Here is a 22,044-nt window from a genome sequence, read left to right as displayed (position 1 = left end):
CATTGTGACGAGTATTGATCGTTTGTCAACAGACTATCCATTTTCATATCAAGATTGGGAATTACGATGTCAAAAACAGCTAGATCAGGGTGCGTTTGGCTATATTCAAAGCGGATCTGGTGCTGAAACAACATTGGATCAAAATGATCTTGCTTTTGAACGCTTGGCACTGATACCGAAAGTACTTAAAGATGTGTCAAAGCGTGACTTATCGGTTTCCCTGTTTGATCGTCATCATCAATTCCCTTTTTTAATGGCACCAGTCGGCTTTCAAGCCATTGTCCACCCAGATGGTGAGAAAGCGTCGGCCCGTGCTGCTCGAAAGCAAGGTGTTCCTTATATCGCCAGTACGGTATCATCGGCTTCAATTGAAGAGATTTCTGATATTATGAGTGATTGCCCGCATTATTTCCAATTATACTGGCCCAATGATCAAGCTGTTGCAGAAAGTTTTATAAAGCGAGCGGAAGCGGCGGGTTACCATGGTATAGTGGTTACAGTTGACACCCCTTTTTTAGGATGGCGCGAAGTCGATATGACGAATCAGTATTTCCCTATGCAAACAGGAGCAGGAATAGCTAATTTTGTAACGGATCCGGTATTTAATCAACGTTACAATCCCGATTTTTCATTATCCCAAACAGAAATCATTCAATCTATTCGATCGATCTTATTTAAGCAGAACTTAACTTGGGAAAATATTAAATGGTTACAAGAGATCACTGATTTACCAATTATTTTAAAAGGTATTTTACATGTGGATGATGCCAAGAAAGCTGCTGAATTAGGTGTCGATGGTATTATTGTTTCTAACCATGGTGGTCGCCAACTTGACGGGGTAATTAGTGGACTAGAAGCATTACCTGCCATTGTAGAGGCGGTTGATGATAAAGTCGCTGTGCTTGTCGATGGTGGCATAAGACGAGGGGCAGATATTTTGAAAGCTTTTGCTTTAGGAGCACATGCGGTATTGCTTGGTCGACCATATGTTTACGGACTTGTTGATGGTCAAGGTGGTGTGACAGCAGTTTTGAACAACCTTATTAAAGACTTGGATACCAGTCTTGCCATTGTTGGTGTTAATTCGCTAGCGCAATTAAATCGAGATTATATAAAATGGCTTGGATATAACTAGTGTAGCCAATGCTTGCAATGTTAATATGTTTTTCTTAGTAATGTACAGATTTTGAAAAATTTGCTCTCCTGCTGGGGGAGCTTTTTTGTATTAAATCTTATCTATGTCGGTTAATTAGAAAGTATCAATAAAAGAGGTGAAGAGGAACTAAAAGCTTATTCAATTCCAAACATTTTTGTTTGTATACTTTACGGATATAAAAATATATTTAGTATAATCATTAAGTTTCAGGCCTTTAGGTCGATATTAATAATGTATGACAACAAGATTAAATATGCCTAGAAATTTAAAGATAAGTTGATAAGTTGATAAAGTGATAGGCATTTACTTCAAGAGGGGGAAGGTAGAAATGAAAATAAAGGGGAAATTAATTGTATCATATCTGTCAATTGCTGGATTACTCCTAGTAATTGCAGTAACGGCTTATTTTAGTTTGCAAAATGTCTATCGATACACTCAGACTATGTACCAAGATCGTGTTCATCCTTTAGGGAGATTAACAGAAGTGATTCAGTTAGGTGAGAACGTACGGGTTCAAATGCTTTCGGGTGTGGTAGAAGAGGATCAGACAAGAGCGTCTAATGCGTTGGAGAATATTGAACAAATCAACGGATTGCTTGATCAATTTGATACAAATACTATGCAAGCAGATGAAGTAGATGTTTTTGAAAGCATGTTGGATGATTGGAACGCTTACAGCCAGTCCGTAGAAGAGAATGCCTCTTTAATTATGGCAGGTGATTTTGAGGAAGCCTCATTGCGTATTGTGGTAGGTGGTGAGTTTTTTAATACATTTAGCGCTGATTTACAACAACTAAGAGATATCAACTTAGAGATAGCCGGTGAAGATTATAATAATAGCGCCAGCACATACGAAATCATTCGCTTGGTTATTCTTGCAATTTCCGTAGCAGCTGTAGTCGTCGCGATTGGGTTAGGTATTTACATGGGGCAAGCAATTGGTGGCCCACTAGGTCAGTTATCGATTAAAATGAAAGGAATAGCGCGTGGTGATTTAAGAACTGATCCATTGTTAACCAAACGTAAAGATGAGATTGGGGAGCTTGTCGGTTCAGCAAATCAAATGCAGTCAGATTTACAAAAAGTTATTCATAGTGTGGCAAGTGCCACGGATCAAGTATCTAGTGCAAGTGAAGAGTTAACACAATCAGCTGGTGAAGTGCGTGAGGGAAGTGAACAGATTGCTTCAACCATGCAAGAACTTTCTACTGGTGGGGAGACTCAAGCAAGCACCGTTACGCTTCTGTCAGAAAAAATGGAGCAATTTGTAAAAATGATTACCGATGCTAACAGTAATACAAACAAAGTGTCTAATGAATCACAAATGGTATTAGAAAAAACAGATGAAGGTTTTCAAATGATGGAGCAATCTATACAACAAATGATGACCATTGATCAGATTGTCCAGGATGCGGTGCAAAAAGTGGAAGGTTTAGATAAACGTTCACAAGACATTTCTAGGCTTGTTGATGTGATTCATGATATTGCAGAACAAACGAATTTGCTAGCACTTAATGCTGCAATTGAGGCTGCAAGAGCCGGTGAGCATGGTAAAGGATTTGCAGTTGTTGCCGATGAGGTGCGTAAGTTAGCAGAGGATGTCTCGAGTTCTGTTCGGGAAATTACAACGATTATCGATGGTATTCAAACGGAAACAACTGACGTGGTTAAGGCATTAGAAACAGGTTATAAGGAAGTTAATCAAGGAACGACACAAATGGCTAAAACAGGCGAGAACTTTACATCTATTAATGATTCAATTAGCTTAATGGATAAAGTTGTGAAGAAAGTAGCCACCAACTTATCTGAGATTACGCAAGAAAGTGCACAAATCAATGAATCGATTGAGGAGATCGCCTCTATTTCTGAACAATCAGCGGCGGGAATTGAAGAGACAGCCGCTTCATCTGAACAATCATTGAGTTCAATGGAGGAAATTTCAAATAGTGCAACAACATTAGCAGAATTAGCTGAGGGGCTTTCTAAAGAAGTTAGCCATTTTAAAACAACTTAGTGAAAACTATCTAAATATAAGAAAGGGAGCTGATTTGGTATCGGCTCCTTTTTAATTACTCCACTTTCTTATCTGAATTTTCAAGTTCAGGCTAAAACGGAAGTGAAAGACGACGACTCCTGCGGGATCAGCACGCGTCCGAAGATCCACTAAGTGAAGTGTACTTCTTCACACAGTGGAGGAATGTTAGACTAACCCCGTCCCGTCCTGGGACAACGTCTAACTGACCTACATCCTGTAGGCCCGAGGCCGTGCCCGCGGAAAGCGATCGTCTGTAACTGGAGTGAGTACAAAATCCTTTAAATTCAAAATATCTCCAGGGGTTACCTATCGGTCCACTTCAAAACAGTAACATCATAAAAAAAACAAATGACAATGATTATCAGTCGCAATTTATATGTTATACTTTAACGTGTAACGATAAAGGCAATTATATATATCTTTTAATTTAGAGGGTGGTTAAATGAGTGGAATAGAATTATATGATACGACGATAATTGGAGGAGGACCAGCAGGGCTGTATGCGGCATTTTATAGTGGATTACGTGAGATGAAAACAAAGATCATTGAAAGTCAAAGTGAATTAGGTGGTAAAGTTCGCTTTTATCAAGAAAAGAAAATTTGGGATGTGGGGGCTATTCCAGTTATTACAGGTTATCAATTGATTGAACAGATGACTGAGCAAGCCAGAACCTTTTCACCGACCATTGTTTTCAATCAAACCGTTACATCTATTCGTCAAATGGAATCAGGCACTTTCTTATTGGAAACACGAGATGGAAGTGAACATTTATCAAAAACCGTGATTGTTGCTGTTGGAAGTGGTGTGATCAACCCGAATAAGTTAACGCTTGATGGAGCAGAACGCTTTGAACAAACGAACCTTCATTACCAAGTAAAGCCATTAGAACATTACCGTAATCGAACCGTACTTATTTCAGGCGGTGGTAATTCTGCCATTGATTGGGCTAACGAATTATCAGCAATTGCAAAAAAAGTGTACCTTGTCTATCGAAAAGATTTACTAAAAGGACATGAAGCCAGTGTTTCTACATTGTTAAATGGTAAGGCGACATGCTTATTAAACACTGAAATGGTTGAATTAATTGCTTCTGATTGTCAGCGCAGAATAAGTCAAGTTGTTGTGAAGGAGCAAATAACAAGCCGCACACAAGTTATTGACGTCGATGATGTGTTGGTCAATCATGGCTATGAACAAATCGCTTCGTTATTAGACAATAGCGATTTGCCTATTGAACGGAAAGATAATTTCTATATTAAAGGAACAGCTTATGGTAACACTTCAGTTGCAGGTGTGTTTGGGGCCGGTGATATTATGAACTATGATGGCAAATTAAATTTAATTGCTGGGGCTTTTCAGGATGCAGCACATGCAGTGAATCAAGCAAAACGTTTTATTCAACCTCAAGCTGATAAAGTAGCAATGGTTTCATCAGCTAATGAAGTGTTTAAAAAGCTGAAGTAGTTTGACGAAACAGGTTTCTTCCTATACACTAAGGGGTATGTAAGTAATAGTTATCTTCGCTTCGAGATAACATCAATTTTTTGGGGGAAGTCAATCATGAATCAGACCGAATCACGAGATGTAACCAATGTCGTTATGCAAGCACTAGATCAAAATTTAGCTATTATACGTTTTGATTTGGAGCGTAAAGTATCCTATGTTAATAAGCCGTTCGCTCAAACAATGGGTTATCAAGAGCAGGAAATGATTGGTATGGATCATAAACAATTTTGTTTTAATGATTTTGCTAATAGCTCGGCGTATCGTCAATTATGGCAAAACTTATTATCTGGCCAAACTTTTCAAGATAAGATTGATCGTAAAGCGAAAAATGGAGCGCGTATTTGGCTAGAGGCGACATATATGCCGTTAATTGATGCGAATAGCCAGGTCATCGGTGTCGTGAAAGTAGCCACCGATATTACGAAGCGACAAAATGCAGCCGAAACAGTAGTAGAAGAATTGCAAGCAATGTCTAATACCTTAAATCAACGAGCTGAAACAGGCATCATTCGGAGTGAAGCTATATCAAGTAAAATTGATCAGATGGCAAAGGTTTATCAAAATAGTCATCAAACACTGATCGCTTTACAAAAGCAAACGGACTCAATTCAAGATATAGTTAAGACGATACGTGGGATTGCTTCGCAGACAAATTTACTTGCTTTAAACGCAGCAATTGAAGCCGCACGGGCGGGAGAACACGGGCTAGGTTTTAATGTGGTCGCCGGTGAGGTCAGGAAACTTGCATCTGGTGTGGAAGGTTCAATTGTAGAGATAAGACAAAAAATTGAAGGGATTACAGAAGAAATTAATCGAATGGTTGAAAGCACAGTGGCTGTTCAAGATAACGTGACTGTAACTCAAGAAGATATTAAGACAGCAAGTTCTGACTTTAAGAACGTATTGAGTGCTGCTGAAGATTTGGCCCAACAAGCACGAGAAGTGATGGAGATTATCTAATAAAATAAGAGTTCGACGCTATTAATATATCAAAGCTATCAACTTCGCTAATAAGACCGAGTGAAGTTGATAGCTTTTTTCAAGTTATTTATTTTCATCGTTGCTTGTGAGTTCTGGTTTTCGCTTTGAGCTTTTCCGTTCTTTTGCTGTAACAGTACTTGATCCGTTAAAGATACCACCTTCATCAATAATAATTCCTGTTGACGTAACATTACCTGTTAAGTTACCACTTGACTGCACATGTACTTTTGCGCTTGTTTCAATATCACCTTTGGCTTCGCCGGCAATAACGACATTTTTAGCTTTAATAGAAGGTTCAGCAAAGCCATCTTTTCCGATAAAGACATCGCCATTGCATTCAATTTCTCCATGAACCTTACCATCGATTCGAAGGCTTGTTGATAATGAAATTTTCCCTTCAATCGTTGTATCTTTACCGATAACCGTGTCAATGATGTCTTCTTGTTTCTTTCCTTTTAGCAAGTTAAAAATCCTCTCTTATTCGTCTTCATTATCAAAAAAATTAATGTAATCTTCAGGATCGACAGGTACGCCATCTTTGATGACTTCATAATGGAGGTGGGGGCCAGTACTTCTTCCTGTATTGCCTAATTCTCCAATCTGTTCCCCTTTTGTCACTTGATCACCGCGATTAACATCGATTGCATTTAAGTGTGCATATAATGTTTCATATTGACCGCCATGATCAATGATAATCGTTTTCCCATAACCACCGTGGTTTTGAGCAAGGGTAACAACACCATCTGCACCTGCATAAATAGGAGTCCCTATAGCTCCGCGGACATCCATTCCGGAGTGCATCGCTTGCGTGCTATTAAAAGGATCGTTTCTTGGACCGAATGAGGACGTAATCGTATTCGGTTCGGTTGGCCAGGCCGTCGGTATATATTGTAAGTTTTCTTCGAGCTGTTCAATGTTAGTTAATGTTTCTTGGTAACGCTCTAGCCAAGCTGAACTTTCTAAAATAGCGTTAGTATCATCAGAATCTATCGAGGATAATTCCTCCGTGCTTAGCGGGATCTCGATGCCACCTAATGCTTCATCGGGTAATGTCGTTATGTATTCATGAATTTGTTCTTCAATTTCGTCTAATGCTTCAAAACGTTCGATCACGGTGTCGCGTTCACTTTTTAGTTCGTCTAATGACATAGACAATACTTCTTTACGTTCTTCTAAGTGTTCAACCTGATCGCTCAAAGAGGCGTTTGTTGTTAATAATTGTTTGTTTAAAGTACCATGGTAGATGAGTAGTGTAATAGGTAAAAGAAATAAAATGGCAAGAAACAAAACAACAAAATAAGGCAGTGCGATCCGCTTAACAGGCTTGTTTGCCTGATTTGATATAAGTGTAAAAGTTAATTTTTTCGATTTAAACATTTTCCGTTTCAGTGTGTCTACACTCCTTTCGCAGAAAATACGCTAAATTTAGCTGAAAACACCCAATATTATACTTAGTCCACTAATACCATACTGAATTACCTAATTTTTATCAAGAGATTATGAGGTTTTGTAATCAATTTGAAATAAAAAAAGTGACAAATTGACTAAGGTCGATTCGTGTTATAGAGTGATTCGTACTATAAAGCGTACCTGTGATCAAAGAGCATGTCGATCTAGGCAAATAATAGTGTTTAATAACGGGGAGTATGCGTGGTGCTGAGGAAGTATAAAAAGAGATTAAGCAAAGGGATACACGTTGCTTAATCTCTGCATCACAGATAATCGTCCGTAAAACGCCTACCGATTGAAGGTTCGTTGATTAACTAGGGTGTGAAATAATCATCTCAGCTTCTCCAGATAAGCTATAATGGTTAACTGTAGCCGGTATGATGAAGTGGTCGCCTTTCTTTATTGTGTAATGCTGTTGATTAATGGTCAGTACTGCTTTTCCATCAATAACACTGACTTGAATAAAATCGGCATTGCGTTCTTGTTTAACTTCTCCAGACAAGTCCCAGTGATAGACAGTGAAATATTGCTCTTCTACGAGTTTCTTTATCGTTAATCCTTGGCGAGTGATTTCAGTTTGTCTAATAGCTGGATCTTGGTGTGGTGCTGTTGTTACTTCAATTGATGCATCTAAATGTAACTCGCGTCTCTTTCCTTGATTATCGGTACGATCATAATCATAAACACGATATGTAATATCTGAGCTTTGCTGTGTTTCCAAAATAACAATGCCCTTACCGATAGCGTGAATCGATCCGCTTGGCACATAGATAAAGTCTCCAGCGCGAACAGGAACGTAACGAAGCAAGCTATCCCAATCACCGTTTTTGGCCAACTTGGAAAATTCTTCTGAAGACTGCGCATGATGTCCAAAAACGATTTCTGCCCCTTCTTCTGCTTGAAGGACATACCAACATTCTGTTTTTCCATAAGGCTGTCCTTCGATGTCTTGAGCGTAACGATCGTTAGGGTGGACTTGTACAGATAAATCATCAGCTGCGTCTAAGATTTTAACTAGCAATGGATAAGCGGTATTACTGTTACTTGGCTTATTAAAAAGTTCGGGATAGTTCTCCCAAGCTTCAGTCAGCGTCTTTCCCGCTAAATCGCCATTGATAATGTGACTTGGTCCATTCTCATGGGCAGAGATCACCCATGCTTCACCAGTATGGGTGTTAGGTATGTCATATTGAAAGAGTGTCTTTAATTTAGTTCCCCCCCAAATTCTTTCTTGAAAAATGGGTGCAAGAAAAATAGGTTGATTATACATGTGTTAGCCCCCTTGTATATTAGCTGTATTATTTAAAATCAGTGCAGCTGCACCGAGCACGCCAGCATCCTGATCAAGTTTTGCTGGAACAACGGCTGTCTCCCTGCTATCAGGATTTAGTGCATATCTTTTGATGTAATTCCTTATCTCTTTAAATAATACATCACCAACTCTAGATACACCACCACCTATAACAATTTTTTCAGGATCAAATGTATTGATAAGAGAGACACAAGCCGCGCCAAGCACACGAAATATATCGTTAATAAATGGTTGTAGAATGGGATCTTTGAGCTGATAGCGGGAAAAAACGTCTGCAGTCGATAGTGATTCTCCAACAAGCTCAGATCCTTTTCTAGCAATCGCTGTACCTGAGGCGATGTGCTCAAGACAGCCGTATTGTCCGCATTGACATTGACCAAAGCTAGGATCAATAACGGTATGGCCAAAATCACCAGCGTTACCACGCGAACCTGTCATTAATTGACCGTTGGCATAAATGCCAGTACCGATACCTGTACTAATTGTCAGATAAACAAAATCGTCATTAGGTTGAGCTGCTCCGATCCATTTTTCTGCAAGAGCAGCTGCGTTCGCATCATTCTCTAAGCGAACAGGTAAGTTAAAGAAACGTTGAATCTGTTCGACAACGGGGACGTTAACCCAGTGTTTTAGATTCGGTGGTCTGGTGATCAATCCTTTTTGGCTGTTGAGTGGGCCGGGTGCGCCAACACCAATCCCGCCTATCTGTTCAAGGTCAAGATTAGCTTCATTGATTAATGTTTCTACGGATTGGTTAACCCGTTCAATCATAAGACGAGGTGTAATTGTTAAGTCGGTGTTAAGTTTATCTTGGTTAATGATTTGACCTGCTTGATTAACAAGCGCAATGGCTATCTTTGTGCCCCCTATGTCAATGCCTACTGCATGCATGGCATAAACCTCCTTGTTAAGTTTTGTAATAAATAGTCATAAATATAACTGTTTGGAAATTTCGGTAAAGTGTTTGAAATGAATAGAGCCTGCTAATTTTTCGGCGTAATTTCTCCGAATAACTTCGACTAAAAAGTCATAAATATTCAAGGTTTGCTCGTAATCTTCCTTACTAATAGCCAACAAGAAGACGAGCTCAACCTCTTGGTCATCTGCCCAATAGAGCGGTTTATCTAGAATCACGACTGCAACCTTTGTTTGTTTTGCTAGCATTAGCATAGGATGGGGAATCGCTATTCCTTCCCCTAAAACCGTAGACCCTAACCTTTCTCTTTCCTGAATCGATTCAATAAATACTGCTTCATGCTCAATAGCTCCATACAGCTTTAACTTTTTGCATACAGATTCAATTAAATGATCTTTACCGGAATAATCCCCTTTGAAAAAAAAGGCGGGTGAGAAAAACCGATCAAAAAGGTCTGTATGATGAGCTAATTCGTCAGTGATACGCTGATCTAAATCAATTAATTGCGATTTGGTCGGTAACTTATCGACTTTATAGACAGGTTTGTTTTTTTGTTTCACATCTATTGTCGTAATAACAACATCTTCCTCGATATATTCCATCTCATTATAGGATTGAGCACTAACCGTTTTCGTCACAAACAAATCAGGCATTGTTTTTTTAATTGTTGTTTCAATCATTCGTGCTGTTCCAGCTCCTGAACCACATACGATCAAGCATGAATTATGTCTAGCATATTCAATTTGGTAATTGCGCTCAAGTGACGCTCCGATGTGTAGTGCTAGATAAGCGACTTCACCTTGATTAATCACATAATTAAAGGTATCTTTAATCGCTTCAACCGCATACATCGTGACTTCGAAGGCTAATGGGTAATAACGCTTAATATGTTGTTCCATTGGATTACGGATACGAATATCATGTTCAACCCGATAAATCATGGAATAAATGTGACTTTGCAAATCCAACTTTAATTGCTCATCGTTTGCTAGATCGTAGTAATAACTTCTATTAATTTCTTCTATTAATAAATGAATATATTGTTTAACAACCGTCATCTTTTCTAGATTTTTATGTTTATCAACAATAATCTTGCTTTTAATTTGTAAGAATAGGTAAGCTCGTTCTTGTTCAGGAATGGACAATTGAAAATAGTTCTCTAGCCAAGTTACTAATTCGTCGAATAAAATTTGTTCTTGTTCTGTTCGCTCAAAGGGGATGCTATCCTCAATCGTAAACCCCATTTCGATGCGTTCTTTCATAATGAGGATATGATAGATTAAATTATTTACATTATCGTCAGTCATATAAAGGTGGAAGTCTTTAAATAAATGAGGGACCATATCCTTTAACAGCATAAATGCTTGATCTTGACCTTTCCATTTGAAATAGGACAGCATATTTTCTTCAGCTAGTTTCTCATCAATTAAAGATAATAGAAGAAAACGTTTATGGTTTTCATTACCTTCTATCCAAATGCCTTTGCCCACTTTGGAGTAAAGCAAAAGGTTATAGTTTTCCAATAGCTGACGAACGTGATCCAAATCATTTGTCAATGTCGATCGACTGATAAACATTTTCTCAGCTAATTCCTCGATTGTTCCATTTGTCGCTTCATTTAATAGTAAATACACGACATATTTGACACGTTCTTCTTTAATATTTACATCAAAATAATGACTTTCATTATTGTTGTCTCTGAACTGATCAAAGGTGTATTGATCATATATATTCAAATAATAACCTTTGCCTACTTTGTTAGCAATTGAAAATCCGGTATGATTAGTGTCATTAATTTCTTTAATATCTTTCCGAATCGTTCGAGCAGATAGCTTCATTATCTGTCCGATTTTTTCGCTATTAAGCTGATAAGGAGATTCTTCAATTAAGTAAACTAATTTATTTTTTCTGCGTTCATTAAACATAGCGTCCTCTCCTTATTTCAGTGATGACAATGAGAGGACTAAGTATCTTAGTCCTCGATCATTGTATTATGATAAGATAATCGATTTAAATTGATTTGCTGTTAATTGAGAGACTAACTGGTCCGGTGTTTGTTCATCTAACTGGACAAATTGACCATAATCAACGAGTTGTTGAGCTATCGTTGCTAACTGATTTAAATAGGGATTGAACACCCGTATAAGATAATGATCTGAATCTTCTGTTTTCTTGATTGCGCTAACACCAGCTGTCATCTCATCGAAGTTTGCTAACTGATAAGTTAAAGGGTTCGTTTTTTCTTCATCACGAAAAGCATAAATCAATCTTCCATTTAGAAAATCAGAGAACTGATAAGCTTGCATAGGTGAAAGATACGCTTTGGCCAGTTTAGCTATTTCTGCTTCATCAAATGAGCACCCCTTGTAAACAAGTGCAAATGATGAGGAGACTTCACCTAGCAGTTGGGCGTCCGGAGTTTCTACAATGGTTTCACCAGATGCCCGTCCAGGTCGATACAAGAGATCTGTTTTCCCCATATGACTAAATGTTCTAAATAGGGTTAACTGAATCGTGTCATAGTTTTCGCCAACAATTTCATATTCCCGAACGCCCTCTGTTAAGACGGCGACGGTTTGTTCTTCTTGATGAAGCGCAACAAAGCTTTGCATAGGTTCAATTGAGATCGGTGTTTCATGCCATTTTTCCTTCTCCCAAACATCCATTTCTGGTAACCTTACTGGACGATTAATTACCCCAAATAATTGATCAGCTGTTGAAAACTGATGTGCCAATTTGGTATCAAATTGAACGGTTAGTCGATGGCTTAGCACGTGATTATCTACCTTTGCATCAAAACGCAACCATGCTTCATCTTTGCGAAGAGAGACGTGTACGTCAATAATAAAAGGGTGATCATTAATGCCGGCCGCTCGATCTTTAAGGTTATAAGGTACGAGCATTTTTAATTTAATGGTTAGTCTTTCTTCAAGTTTTCCTACTTCGTGCTTTACACTTAAACACTCGCTTTCTTTAGACGTAATGAACAAGTCATTACGGGGAGGAGAGTAATTATATGAATCGCCATCATCTCCATTTTCTACAAATAACATTTGATCAACAAATGTGCGTCCGCTTTGTTTATCGGTAATCGTTAACGTATTATTGTCTGCTAAGCTCACTTTATAAAAGTCATTCTCGATTGAGCGTTTAAATGAAGTGAGTAATTCTTGTTTTGGTGCTTCTTTGTCTAGATCTAAGTAATAACTAGTATAGCCTAAGCCCGTTGTATTTTGTACAGAGATTAAAAGATTAGCTAAATATATTTTCTTAGGTAAGTAAATGTCCTTACTAGGATCTAATTGAATGGTTTGATTCAACACATACTCTGTCACATCCGCTTTATCTAGAATGGTATACGGAATATCCTGTCCGTTCATGTCTTTAATGGTAAAGGATTCTTCCGGGATATATAATGTAACTTTAAACGTTCCTGATCGTTGATAAGGTAAGGGATTGAAAAGGGTAAAATTCAAGTCCTGTTGGTAAGGGATCCGTTCACTAACCAGGCGCATATGCAAATCGAGCAAGTTTTTTGCCTTATCATGTGCAACTTTATATCTGAACATCACATCTTGGTTTGTTTCGTCACTATTACAACCACCAATACTATCATGCGCTGCATTTTCAAACATTAATTTCCATATTTCCTCAAGCTGCTTATGTGGATATACGTTGCCAAGTGAATGACTGATTGTAAGAATTGGCTCTACACAGTTGGTTAGATAGTTTTCAAGTTGATTGTTTTTTTGTTTTAAGTCAGCACGAGTAGAAAAGATCGATTTGTGAATCCGACTATGTTTGCCTTCTGTTAGCTCGCCAGTAATGATCGGTAATTGACTTGCGTCGCTTTCTACTTCGTCAAAGAATATTTCAGGTGAATTAATCACATATGAACGTTCTTTATCAATTTGATTAAACATTTCTACTAGTTCAGGAAGGTTTTTTCTTACGGGTGCTTGATCAAAACCATTTGGGAAATAGACGTGTTTAGTTGATGCTTTATCTTCTAGCGCGCCAATCATGTCAGTTAGATAAGTTTTTGTGTCTTCAATAGCTTCAGGAATATTTCCACCATAGTAATAACCGAAAGGCATTTGAACAGCCATTACTTGAGTGCCGTCACTTCCTTCCCAAACAAATTCTGTTTGTTTTAAACGATTATCTGCCACACCTCGCCAAAAGAGGAAGCGCTCAATCCCAAAACTTTTGTATATTTGAGGCATATTTGCCCCTTGGCCAAAAGCATCTGGTACATAGCCCATTTTAAATGTGTGACCCAACTGGTCTGAGAAGCGTGTGCCATATAATAAATTTCTAACAACGGATTCTTGCGAAATGACTAATTGATCGGTTTGTGTGTACCAAGGTCCAGTCAATAATCGCTTTTCTGATACTAATTTCTTAATGCGTGCTTCATCTTCAGGACAATAGTTTAAATAATCTTCAATTAAGGAAGTTTGGGCATCCATTAAGTAAAAATGGAAACCCGCCTTTTCCTCTAATGTTGAAAGTACCTCTTTCATATGCTTAATTAAATATACTGTTGAACGTGATGAGGTAAAATACCACTCTCGATCCCAGTGTGAATGTGGTATCACATGAACCTTTGTTTTCGTCATAGCTATCTCCTTCCTACAATGTGTCAAAATCTAATTCGATATCATCTTCTGTTGCTACTGTCTCTGCTTGACTTGCTGTTTGTTTTTCATCGTTAAAATTCACTAATGTATTAGCCCCAAATGCAATGATGAAAGCACCAACTAAAATCCCTATCACATAAGCCCAACCACTACCCACTGAGAAAAACCCGTAGACACCACCTACTGGAGGCATAACATCATGTGCACCAAGTAAAATCGCAGTAGCAGAACCTGCGGCTCCGGCAACAACGTTTAATGGAATTAATTTTAATGGACTTTTTAATGTAAAAGGAATAGCACCTTCAGTAATGCCGATAATGCCCATAATTAGAGATCCTTTTCCTGACTCTTTTAACTCATTAGAAAAATTGTTCTTTTTAATTAATGTGGCTAATCCATAGCCTAATGGCGGTACGCATATAGCTGCATTTACCATAATAGCTGGTAAGTATACACCGCTGATTAATAACGCGTTTCCGGCCATCCAAGCAGCTTTGTTGACAGGACCTCCCATGTCAAATGCAATCATGCCACCTAGTATTGCTGCTAGAACGACATTGTTTGTACTGCCTTGTGTCATATCTGTAATCCACTCAAGCAGCGAGGTGTTTAACCATCCGAGTGGCTGTCCAAGTATAAGAGCCATTAAAATGCCTGTTGCACCTACCGTAATTAAAGGTAAGATAATAAGAGGGACAGCACTGGCAAAGGAACCTTCTAATTTAATATTGTTTTTAACCCAATTAGTCAACCAGCCAGCAAAGAAACCGGCAAGTACAGCGCCTAAAAAGCCGGCATTTGTACTACTTGCTAGTGCACCACCTACTAAACCGGCTGCAAGCCCTGGCTTTCCAGAGATGGAATGAGCGATATAAGCACCTAAAACGATATTAAGTAAACCGATAGCCGTCCATCCGACTTGTTCAAATAGATAAGCATAGTAGAGAATACCGCTAGAATCAGCAAATGCGTTTAAATCGGTTTCGCCAAACAAAAATCCGACAATTTTTGCAACTGCGACAACCAAAGAACCTGAAATAATAACAGGTAATACATAGGAAATACCAGACATCAAATGGTTTTTAAATTCATGAACCTTGTTTTTCATGTAAAACCCTCCTTAACTATTTTTTGTTAGTTATTTACTTGATTGCGTTTTTTCGGTGATTACTTTTACGATTTTAGTTAACACGGTTTCACCGTTTGAAACGACTTGTCCTAGTTTCACTCGAATAATGGGTTTGCCTTTAAAGCGATCTTCTCCTTCAATCGATTGGTCAGCCGCAATAATCACAGCATCTGCTGCGCTTATGTCAGAAGCTTTCAATTGATTAACAATCCCCATAGCACCTTGCTGTTCAATCTTTACTTCATGCCCAAGTTTGTCGCCTGCTTTTTCTAGTGCTTTAGCCGCCATTGGTGTGTGTGCAAGTCCGGCAATACATGATGTGATACCAACAAATTTCATTTTTTACACCTCCTCAATTTTCTTAAGTAAGTTTAATAGCTGTGTTTCTTGATCAATCTCAAAGACTGCCTCTTGGAAGTCGTCATCCATGAGTCGAGATGCTAATGCTGATAGAATAGCAATGTGTTTTGTTCCCGCTTCTTCTTTTGGAACAAGGATGGCAAAGATAACCTTTACCTGATATTGATCAGGTGATGCCCAACTGATAGGCTCTTCTAAACTGACAAAATAAAGTTGTGGTTTCTTAACCGCTGCACTTTTTGCGTGTGGAATGGCAATGCCTTCTTGAACAGCAGTTGAATATTCACCTTCTCTAGCTATGAAGTCATCAAAAAGCAGTGATTTATTGTTGATGACATCTTGATTCATCGCCTGTTCAGCTATAAACGCGAGTACCTCATTTCTATCTTTGAATGTTTGCTTTAAATAAATCTGTTTCTCTGTAATAAGCAATCTGTCACCCTCCTTTTGATAACGCTTTCTATATGTATACTATAGCTTAGGATTGATTAATCTTTAATTTAATATTCTTCCAAAACGAGTGGAACAAATTAGATTAGTTTAAAATGGTTGTTTAAATGATGAAAAATAAACAACTACTACGGGGCAGGTGTAGTAGTTGTTAAGAATGAAAAATAAAGAGGTCATCTTGAGAAATGCGATGAACTTAAATTTAAAAGGAGGGAGGGGCCTCTTATTAATTTTGTGCTAGCAATGTATTAATGAAATCTCGATAATTTTTGCACTGCACCAATTGCTGGATTAAACTAGGGTTATCCACCATCTTACCGAGCATTTCATACATATGTTGTAAGTCTTCCTTGCTATCTTTTTCAACATTTAATAAACAAACAAATTGCACACGCTTATCTGCCCAGTCAATGGGTTTTTTAAGTGTGCAGATCGTTAAGAACGTGTCGTTTGTTTGTGCTGTGATTGGGTGGGGAATAGCGATAAGATTACCATATGCTGTCGGTGCAATTTCTTCACGTTCATAAATGCGTTTTAAATAGTCATCTGGTAACTTGGTTGTCTTACTGATTTGATCAACTAAGAAAGCAAGAACTTCATCTTGTGTTTGTAGATCTTTATTTAAGAACAAGAGATCCTCTTGAATATATTCAAAAACATGATCGATATCTTCCTCGACAAATGCTTCAATTTTAGCGATGTCTTTATCAGATAAAATCGCATTAACATCAATAACAGGTACCGGTAGATCTTCATTAATCGGTACAGAGCTAACAATGAAATCGGTTTTGTCAAAAGGAATCTGTTTTAGCTTATAGTATTCTGTTGTGCCCATTACTTCAATTCGAGAGCCAAATACGGCTTTTAATTTATACTTAATGAGGTGGGCACTGCCTAGTCCAGAAGCACAAACAATGTAACAGCACATGGGGCTGGACTGCATCTTTTTTCGTTCAATGGCTGCACCAATATGCAATGCAATATAACCAATTTCATTCTCATCGATGGAAACATCCATTTCTTGTTCTAAAACGATACCTGCGATAATGCCAGCTTCAAAAGCGAGAGGGTAATTCAACTTTATATCTTGTAGCATGGGGTTCCTTACATTCATCCCGTATTTGTAACGATTAATAGCTGGTTTTAGATGAAGTCCTAAACCAATTAGTAATTCTTTATCATGACGTATACCAAGATGCATTTTTGCTTCTAATGCATCTAATATTTTCGTGGTCATGATTTGAATTTGTTTTTCCATAATATTCTCAAGCTCTGCCTCACTCATATTGGTTTGACTGACCATCTTTGTTCCAAGTAAGTGAATAGCAATATAGGCAATTTCCTCCGGAGGGAATTTGACCATGAATATCTCTTCAGCAGCACGAACGATATGATGAGCCACACGGTATTCCTTCTGCTTCGTGATTTCATCAAACTCTTGATTGATTAAAGAAACCTGGTGTCCGCTCTTTATACGTTTGTAGGCAATCGCAATATGGATATAAAGATTGTTTATCGCGATGTCAGCTAATGAGATATGATTTTCTTTTATTTGATTAATAATGACGGACCATACTTTATCTAACTGTTCTTTATCGGCATCTGCTATTGTTGATAATTGGTCTCGCCAAATCGTTTTGGAACCCGTCTCACTTCGATCAAAAATGTATTCAGACATGGCAAACCTAAGTTTAACTTCATTCCCGATTGCTTTCAGTCCATAATTCGGTTTTTTATCGAGATAGATATCATGTTTTTCTAACATTTTTTTAACACTTCTGAGATCACTCTGGATCGTTGATTTGCTAATATGCATTTCATCGCACAAGTCATCAAGCTTTAAATAACGTTCTGCGAGTAAAAAGCGTTTAACTAAGTATCTAATCCGTGCATCAGGTGAATCTAATAGTGCTTGCTCTTGTGAAACATGATTTAAAGACTGATTTAAATAGTGCCTAAAATTTTGGTCGTCATTAATGAGTAACTCGTAACCTGTCCCACGCGTTGACTTTATCTTTGCACCGTGCATGTGTAGTGAATGATTAAGTGCTTTTATGTCATCACGAACGGTTCTTGAAGTAACATCAAGGATATGGGCTAAATAGTCACTGGTAATCGGTTGGTCAGATGCCAATAATTCGCGTAATATTTTAATCGCTCGACTGTTCACTTGTCACCCCTCCTTTTTGTTTGGATGAAAGACCTACCTTTATCATAGCGAGATTTGAATCTAAATCAACTAAATAGCAACGTTATTATATGAAGTGCAAAAGCGTAGCAATAAAAATTGCTACGCTATATGCATTCACTGCTAATCATTAAAGCCGTTTTGTTGCGAAACTTCTGCGAACCAAGAAGCACTTTTCTTAGCTGTTCGCTTTTGCGTTTTTAGGTCAACAGAGAAAAAGCCGTACCGATTTTTATAAGCGTTCATCCATGACCAGTTATCCATAAACGTCCACAGATGGTAACCCTTCACATTACAACCTTCTTCAATAGCTTTGTGTAGCCATTTTAAGTGCTCTTTAATAAAGTCAATCCGATAGTCATCTTCAATTCGCCCATTCTTAAGGAATCTTTCTTCGTTTTGTACACCCATCCCGTTCTCAGAAATAAAGGATTCAATATTACCATAATTCTCTTTCAAATTTATCATAATATCAAAGATGCCTTTTTCATAAATTTCCCATCCGCGATAAGGGTTCATTTTGCGTCCAGGCATTTCGTAATTGTCAAAGAACCAGTCAGGCATAAATGGACTATACGGATTAGGTAAACCAGATTTAGCTTTTACTCGTCTTGGTTGATAATAATTCACACCGAGTATATCAACAGTGTTTGCTTTTAATAAGTGTCGATCACCCGGTTCGGTTACAGGAAGGTGTCCGTGTTCTTCTAAAAGCTTAATAAGATCCTCTGGATATTCACCTTTCACAGCTGGATCAAGAAAGCTCCGGTTAAAAAACAAGTCGCAAATATGAGAAGCTTTAAGGTCAGCAGGGTTTTGACTTCGTGGATAAGAAGGTGTTAGGTTTAAAACAATTCCGATCTTTCCGTCATAGGTTTTGTGATAAACGTCGACAACTTTAGCGTGTGCAATCATGGTGTGATAAGCCACTTGAATCGCCCGCTTAGCGTCAACGATATTAGGGTAATGAAAATCATATAAGTAGCCACCTTCAACGGGAACGATGGGTTCATTAAAGGTAAACCATGTTTTTACTCGATCACCAAATAAGTCAAAAGCTATTTTAGCGTAATTAACGTAATCACTAATCACTTCTCTATTTTCCCAACCCCCTAATTCTTGAAGTTCAAAAGGCATATCGAAGTGAAACAAGTTAACAAAGGGTTCAATATCATTGGCAAGCAATTCGTCAATGACTTGATTGTAAAAGGTAACGGCTTCTTGATTGACGTCACCTCGACCACCTGGAATGAGACGGGCCCAAGAGATAGACATTCGAAAAGTATTGTGCCCAATTGCTTTCATGTTTTTAATATCTTCTTTATAACGATTGTAAAAATCTGAAGTGACCTCTGGCCCAACACCTTCGAAGAAGCGGTTGGGCTCTGTTGCAAACCATTGATCCCAGATATCCTTGCCTCTGACACCATTATTAGAGCCCTCTGTCTGTGCTGCTGATGCCGCACTGCCCCACCAAAAGTTTTCTGGAAATTGATATGTTACTGTCATACATGCATCCTCCTTATTTATTACGGTAAATTTCAATAATTTCAATAGCTAGATCTCTTACTGTCATTGAGGTCATTAAGTGATCTTGTGAATGAATCAAGATAATATTGACGGTTTGACCATCGCCTCGTGCTTCTTCTTGTAATAGGGTGGTTTGAAATTTATGTGCTTTACCGAGCTCTTCATTTGCCTCTTTGATTTTCTCATCTGCGGCATCAAAATTGCCTTCTTTAGCTTCTTGAATGGCTTCCATTGCGCTTGATTTACCATTCCCGGCATATAAAATAATTTGGAATGCAATTTCAGTGATTGTTTGTTCCATTGTATTGTCCCCCTAATTTCTAGAATCTGATCAAGATACAATACGGGTTTCATAGTCTTAGAAACCCGTATTTTCTTTTATACCTTAGGAAAGCATAAAATTTCGCAAAATACTAAGCCCAAGAAAAACTAGCAAATTAACAAAAAAACGAGTAGATGCAAGTTTTCTAAGCTATTATTAAGCAGCGTTTTTTTCTTTTTCATAATATTGTTTATCCATAACTTTTAAGAATGGTAGCCAAATCATAAAGACAATACCCATATTAATTAGTTGCATCACGCCACCCATAATATGATTACCGGTAGCAAGATATCCGCTTAACACAGGAGGAGTAGTCCAGTAGACAATAACTCCGGATGGTTTGGGAACAAAACCAATTGACATTGAGAAATAAGTGACAGCGGCTACAATAACAGGTGCAAGTAACCATGGTATAATAACAAGTGGATTCATAATAATTGGTAAACCAAAGATAACAGGTTCATTAACATTAAATACACCTGAGCCAATACCGAGTTTACCTAATTCACGCATTTGTCTACTTTTTGCAACAACAAATATAGCAATAAGAACAGCTAATGTCATCCCTGAGCCACCAATACCGACAATAAAGGTATCAATAAATTGCTTAGTAACAATATTCGGTAATTCTTCTCCGGCTTGGAAAGCTTGATAGTTTTGATCATTTAGCGTATACCATATTGGATCAAGGACAGAGTTAATAATGATTTGTCCATGTAAACCAAAAAACCAGAAGACCTGAATTAAAAGAACAGCAATTAAGGTAGCAGGAAGGCCGCTGCCAAGAGCAGTTAAAGGTTCTTGAATAACTGTATATATAAAATTTTGTACGGTCTCAAACGGTGTATAGTCAAAAATTATTCGAATAGCTAAGAAGATGGTTAACGTAAAAGTGATTGGAATAAGTGCACTAAAAGAACGAGAAACAGCACTGGGCACACCAGCAGGCATTTTTATGGTAAAGTTTTTGCTCACAAAATATTGATACAACTCAGCTGCAATAAATGCAGTAAATATACCTAAAAACATACCTTGAGCACTTAACGCTGATGTCGGAATTACGCCGCTTACTTCATCTACAACCTGAGGTGTTAAAATCAAAAAAGCACCCAATGCAACAGCGGCGCCATAGATAGACTCGCCCTCTCTTTGCTCGACCATTTTATACCCAATACCTAAAATAACAAATAGGCCCATAATACTTAATGTTGCTGCAGATGCTGGTCCTAACGTATCTTGTAAGGTGCTGTACGCTTCCTCTCCAATGAAATCTTCTATAGGTAAGTTGGCAATAACCACAAAGATAGACCCAAAAATAATTAGTGGTAGCGCCACCATAAATCCGTTGCGTAACGCTGTTAAATAACGATTATTATTCAACTTGTCTGCAACAGGCATCAACACGTTTTCTAATTTATCCATAAAAGTGTTCATAATGTTTCCTCCTTTATTTTGTTAGCTGACTAAAATATGACTTAGTCAGCTTTAATCACCAATCAGTTCAAGAGCTTTGTCCAAGACGGCTTTACCATTAATCCGACCATAAGACACAGGATCAATAACGTCTAGAGGGATCCCTTGTTCTTGAGCTGGCCCATCTAATTTCTTTTTCATAAAGCGCATTTGTGGACCGAGTAAAAGTACGTCAGCTTCTTTCATTTCTTCTGTTGCTTTGTCTTGAGCGACAGCCCAAATTTTTGTTTCAATACCACGTTCTCTCGCTTCTTCCTCCATTTTGGAGACGAGCAAGCTCGTTGACATCCCAGCTGAACAAGCTAATAAAATTCTTTTCATTTTAATTCCTCCTTTTAGATTGGTATGTGCCTCTTACAATTGCATTGTATTTTAGAAGCGCTTCCATTACCACGTGTAGTTTTTCCGTATCAAAACGGAAATATGCAATTTATTAAAGGTTATCAATCTATAGCCTTTCGAAAAGAAGTATCATGCGTTCGCACGAAAAGTGGTAAATTCGCATGAAAGCATAGAGCGAACGCACGGAAAGCGAGAAATTCGCAAGAAAGTATGGAGCGTTCGCACGGAAAGCGAGAAATTCGCAAGAAAGT

18 protein-coding genes are annotated in these 22,044 nt (G+C 38.0%); 4 read left to right on the top strand and 14 right to left on the bottom strand.

The window, feature by feature from the left end; translation table 11 throughout:
* The first annotated feature begins 4 nt into the window (after positions 1-4).
* The 4 genes from B494_RS0104975 to B494_RS21575 all read left to right on the top strand — a co-directional run bounded on the left by B494_RS0104975 (position 5) and on the right by B494_RS21575 (position 5,658).
* Positions 5-1,135, top strand: coding sequence for an alpha-hydroxy-acid oxidizing protein (locus tag B494_RS0104975; protein WP_017471270.1), 1,131 nt, complete (start codon positions 5-7; stop codon positions 1,133-1,135).
* Positions 1,136-1,484: 349 nt separating this feature from the next.
* Positions 1,485-3,170, top strand: coding sequence for a methyl-accepting chemotaxis protein (locus B494_RS0104970; RefSeq protein WP_017471269.1), 1,686 nt, complete (start codon positions 1,485-1,487; stop codon positions 3,168-3,170).
* Between the two features lie 463 nt (positions 3,171-3,633).
* Positions 3,634-4,656, top strand: a complete 1,023-nt coding sequence (locus B494_RS0104965; protein WP_017471268.1) for an NAD(P)/FAD-dependent oxidoreductase — start codon at positions 3,634-3,636, stop codon at positions 4,654-4,656.
* 96 nt (positions 4,657-4,752) lie between these two features.
* A complete protein-coding gene (locus B494_RS21575) occupies positions 4,753-5,658 on the top strand; it encodes a methyl-accepting chemotaxis protein (protein WP_017471267.1) in 906 nt (301 codons plus the stop codon).
* Between the two features lie 84 nt (positions 5,659-5,742).
* Here B494_RS21575 and B494_RS18985 read toward each other — a convergent pair whose 3' ends face one another.
* The 14 genes from B494_RS18985 to B494_RS0104890 form a co-directional block, all read right to left on the bottom strand.
* On the bottom strand, positions 5,743-6,141 hold the full coding sequence (locus B494_RS18985) for a bactofilin family protein (protein WP_017471266.1): 399 nt from the start codon (positions 6,139-6,141) through the stop codon (positions 5,743-5,745).
* Positions 6,142-6,156: 15 nt separating this feature from the next.
* Positions 6,157-7,056 carry a M23 family metallopeptidase gene (locus B494_RS0104950; RefSeq protein ID WP_017471265.1) on the bottom strand — a complete coding sequence of 300 codons (900 nt, stop codon included), beginning with the start codon at positions 7,054-7,056 and terminating at the stop codon, positions 6,157-6,159.
* Between the two features lie 382 nt (positions 7,057-7,438).
* Complete coding sequence (manA, locus tag B494_RS0104945) at positions 7,439-8,398, bottom strand: mannose-6-phosphate isomerase, class I (protein WP_017471264.1); 960 nt, start codon at positions 8,396-8,398, stop codon at positions 7,439-7,441.
* Positions 8,399-8,401: 3 nt separating this feature from the next.
* A complete protein-coding gene (locus B494_RS0104940) occupies positions 8,402-9,331 on the bottom strand; it encodes an ROK family protein (protein ID WP_017471263.1) in 930 nt (309 codons plus the stop codon).
* A gap of 36 nt (positions 9,332-9,367) precedes the next feature.
* Complete coding sequence (locus B494_RS18980) at positions 9,368-11,281, bottom strand: BglG family transcription antiterminator (RefSeq protein ID WP_017471262.1); 1,914 nt, start codon at positions 11,279-11,281, stop codon at positions 9,368-9,370.
* A 66-nt stretch (positions 11,282-11,347) separates the two neighbouring features.
* Positions 11,348-13,978: a mannosylglycerate hydrolase gene (mngB, locus tag B494_RS0104930; RefSeq protein WP_017471261.1), complete on the bottom strand. Its 2,631-nt coding sequence runs from the start codon at positions 13,976-13,978 to the stop codon at positions 11,348-11,350.
* 13 nt (positions 13,979-13,991) lie between these two features.
* Positions 13,992-15,107 (bottom strand): PTS fructose transporter subunit IIC, encoded by a 1,116-nt coding sequence (locus B494_RS0104925; RefSeq protein WP_017471260.1) that lies wholly within the window; start codon positions 15,105-15,107, stop codon positions 13,992-13,994.
* Positions 15,108-15,137: 30 nt separating this feature from the next.
* Positions 15,138-15,467 (bottom strand): PTS fructose transporter subunit IIB, encoded by a 330-nt coding sequence (locus tag B494_RS0104920; RefSeq protein WP_017471259.1) that lies wholly within the window; start codon positions 15,465-15,467, stop codon positions 15,138-15,140.
* Positions 15,468-15,470: 3 nt separating this feature from the next.
* Positions 15,471-15,920, bottom strand: coding sequence for a PTS sugar transporter subunit IIA (locus tag B494_RS0104915; protein WP_017471258.1), 450 nt, complete (start codon positions 15,918-15,920; stop codon positions 15,471-15,473).
* A gap of 244 nt (positions 15,921-16,164) precedes the next feature.
* On the bottom strand, positions 16,165-18,108 hold the full coding sequence (locus tag B494_RS0104910) for a BglG family transcription antiterminator (protein WP_017471257.1): 1,944 nt from the start codon (positions 18,106-18,108) through the stop codon (positions 16,165-16,167).
* Between the two features lie 141 nt (positions 18,109-18,249).
* Complete coding sequence (locus B494_RS0104905) at positions 18,250-19,635, bottom strand: glycoside hydrolase family 1 protein (protein WP_017471256.1); 1,386 nt, start codon at positions 19,633-19,635, stop codon at positions 18,250-18,252.
* A gap of 13 nt (positions 19,636-19,648) precedes the next feature.
* Positions 19,649-19,957, bottom strand: coding sequence for a PTS sugar transporter subunit IIA (locus B494_RS0104900; RefSeq protein ID WP_017471255.1), 309 nt, complete (start codon positions 19,955-19,957; stop codon positions 19,649-19,651).
* A 177-nt stretch (positions 19,958-20,134) separates the two neighbouring features.
* A complete protein-coding gene (gene celB / locus B494_RS0104895; protein WP_017471254.1) occupies positions 20,135-21,412 on the bottom strand; it encodes a PTS cellobiose transporter subunit IIC in 1,278 nt (425 codons plus the stop codon).
* 51 nt (positions 21,413-21,463) lie between these two features.
* Entirely contained in the window at positions 21,464-21,772 is a 309-nt protein-coding gene (locus B494_RS0104890) for a PTS sugar transporter subunit IIB (RefSeq protein WP_017471253.1), read from the bottom strand.
* Between the last annotated feature and the right edge of the window lie 272 nt (positions 21,773-22,044).

The sequence above is a fragment of the Amphibacillus jilinensis Y1 genome, from assembly GCF_000306965.1.
GTDB classification, from domain to species: Bacteria; Bacillota; Bacilli; order Bacillales; family Amphibacillaceae; genus Amphibacillus_C; species Amphibacillus_C jilinensis.
Note: the sequence above shows the minus strand (reverse complement) of the source record. Positions and strands in the feature narration are given on the sequence as shown.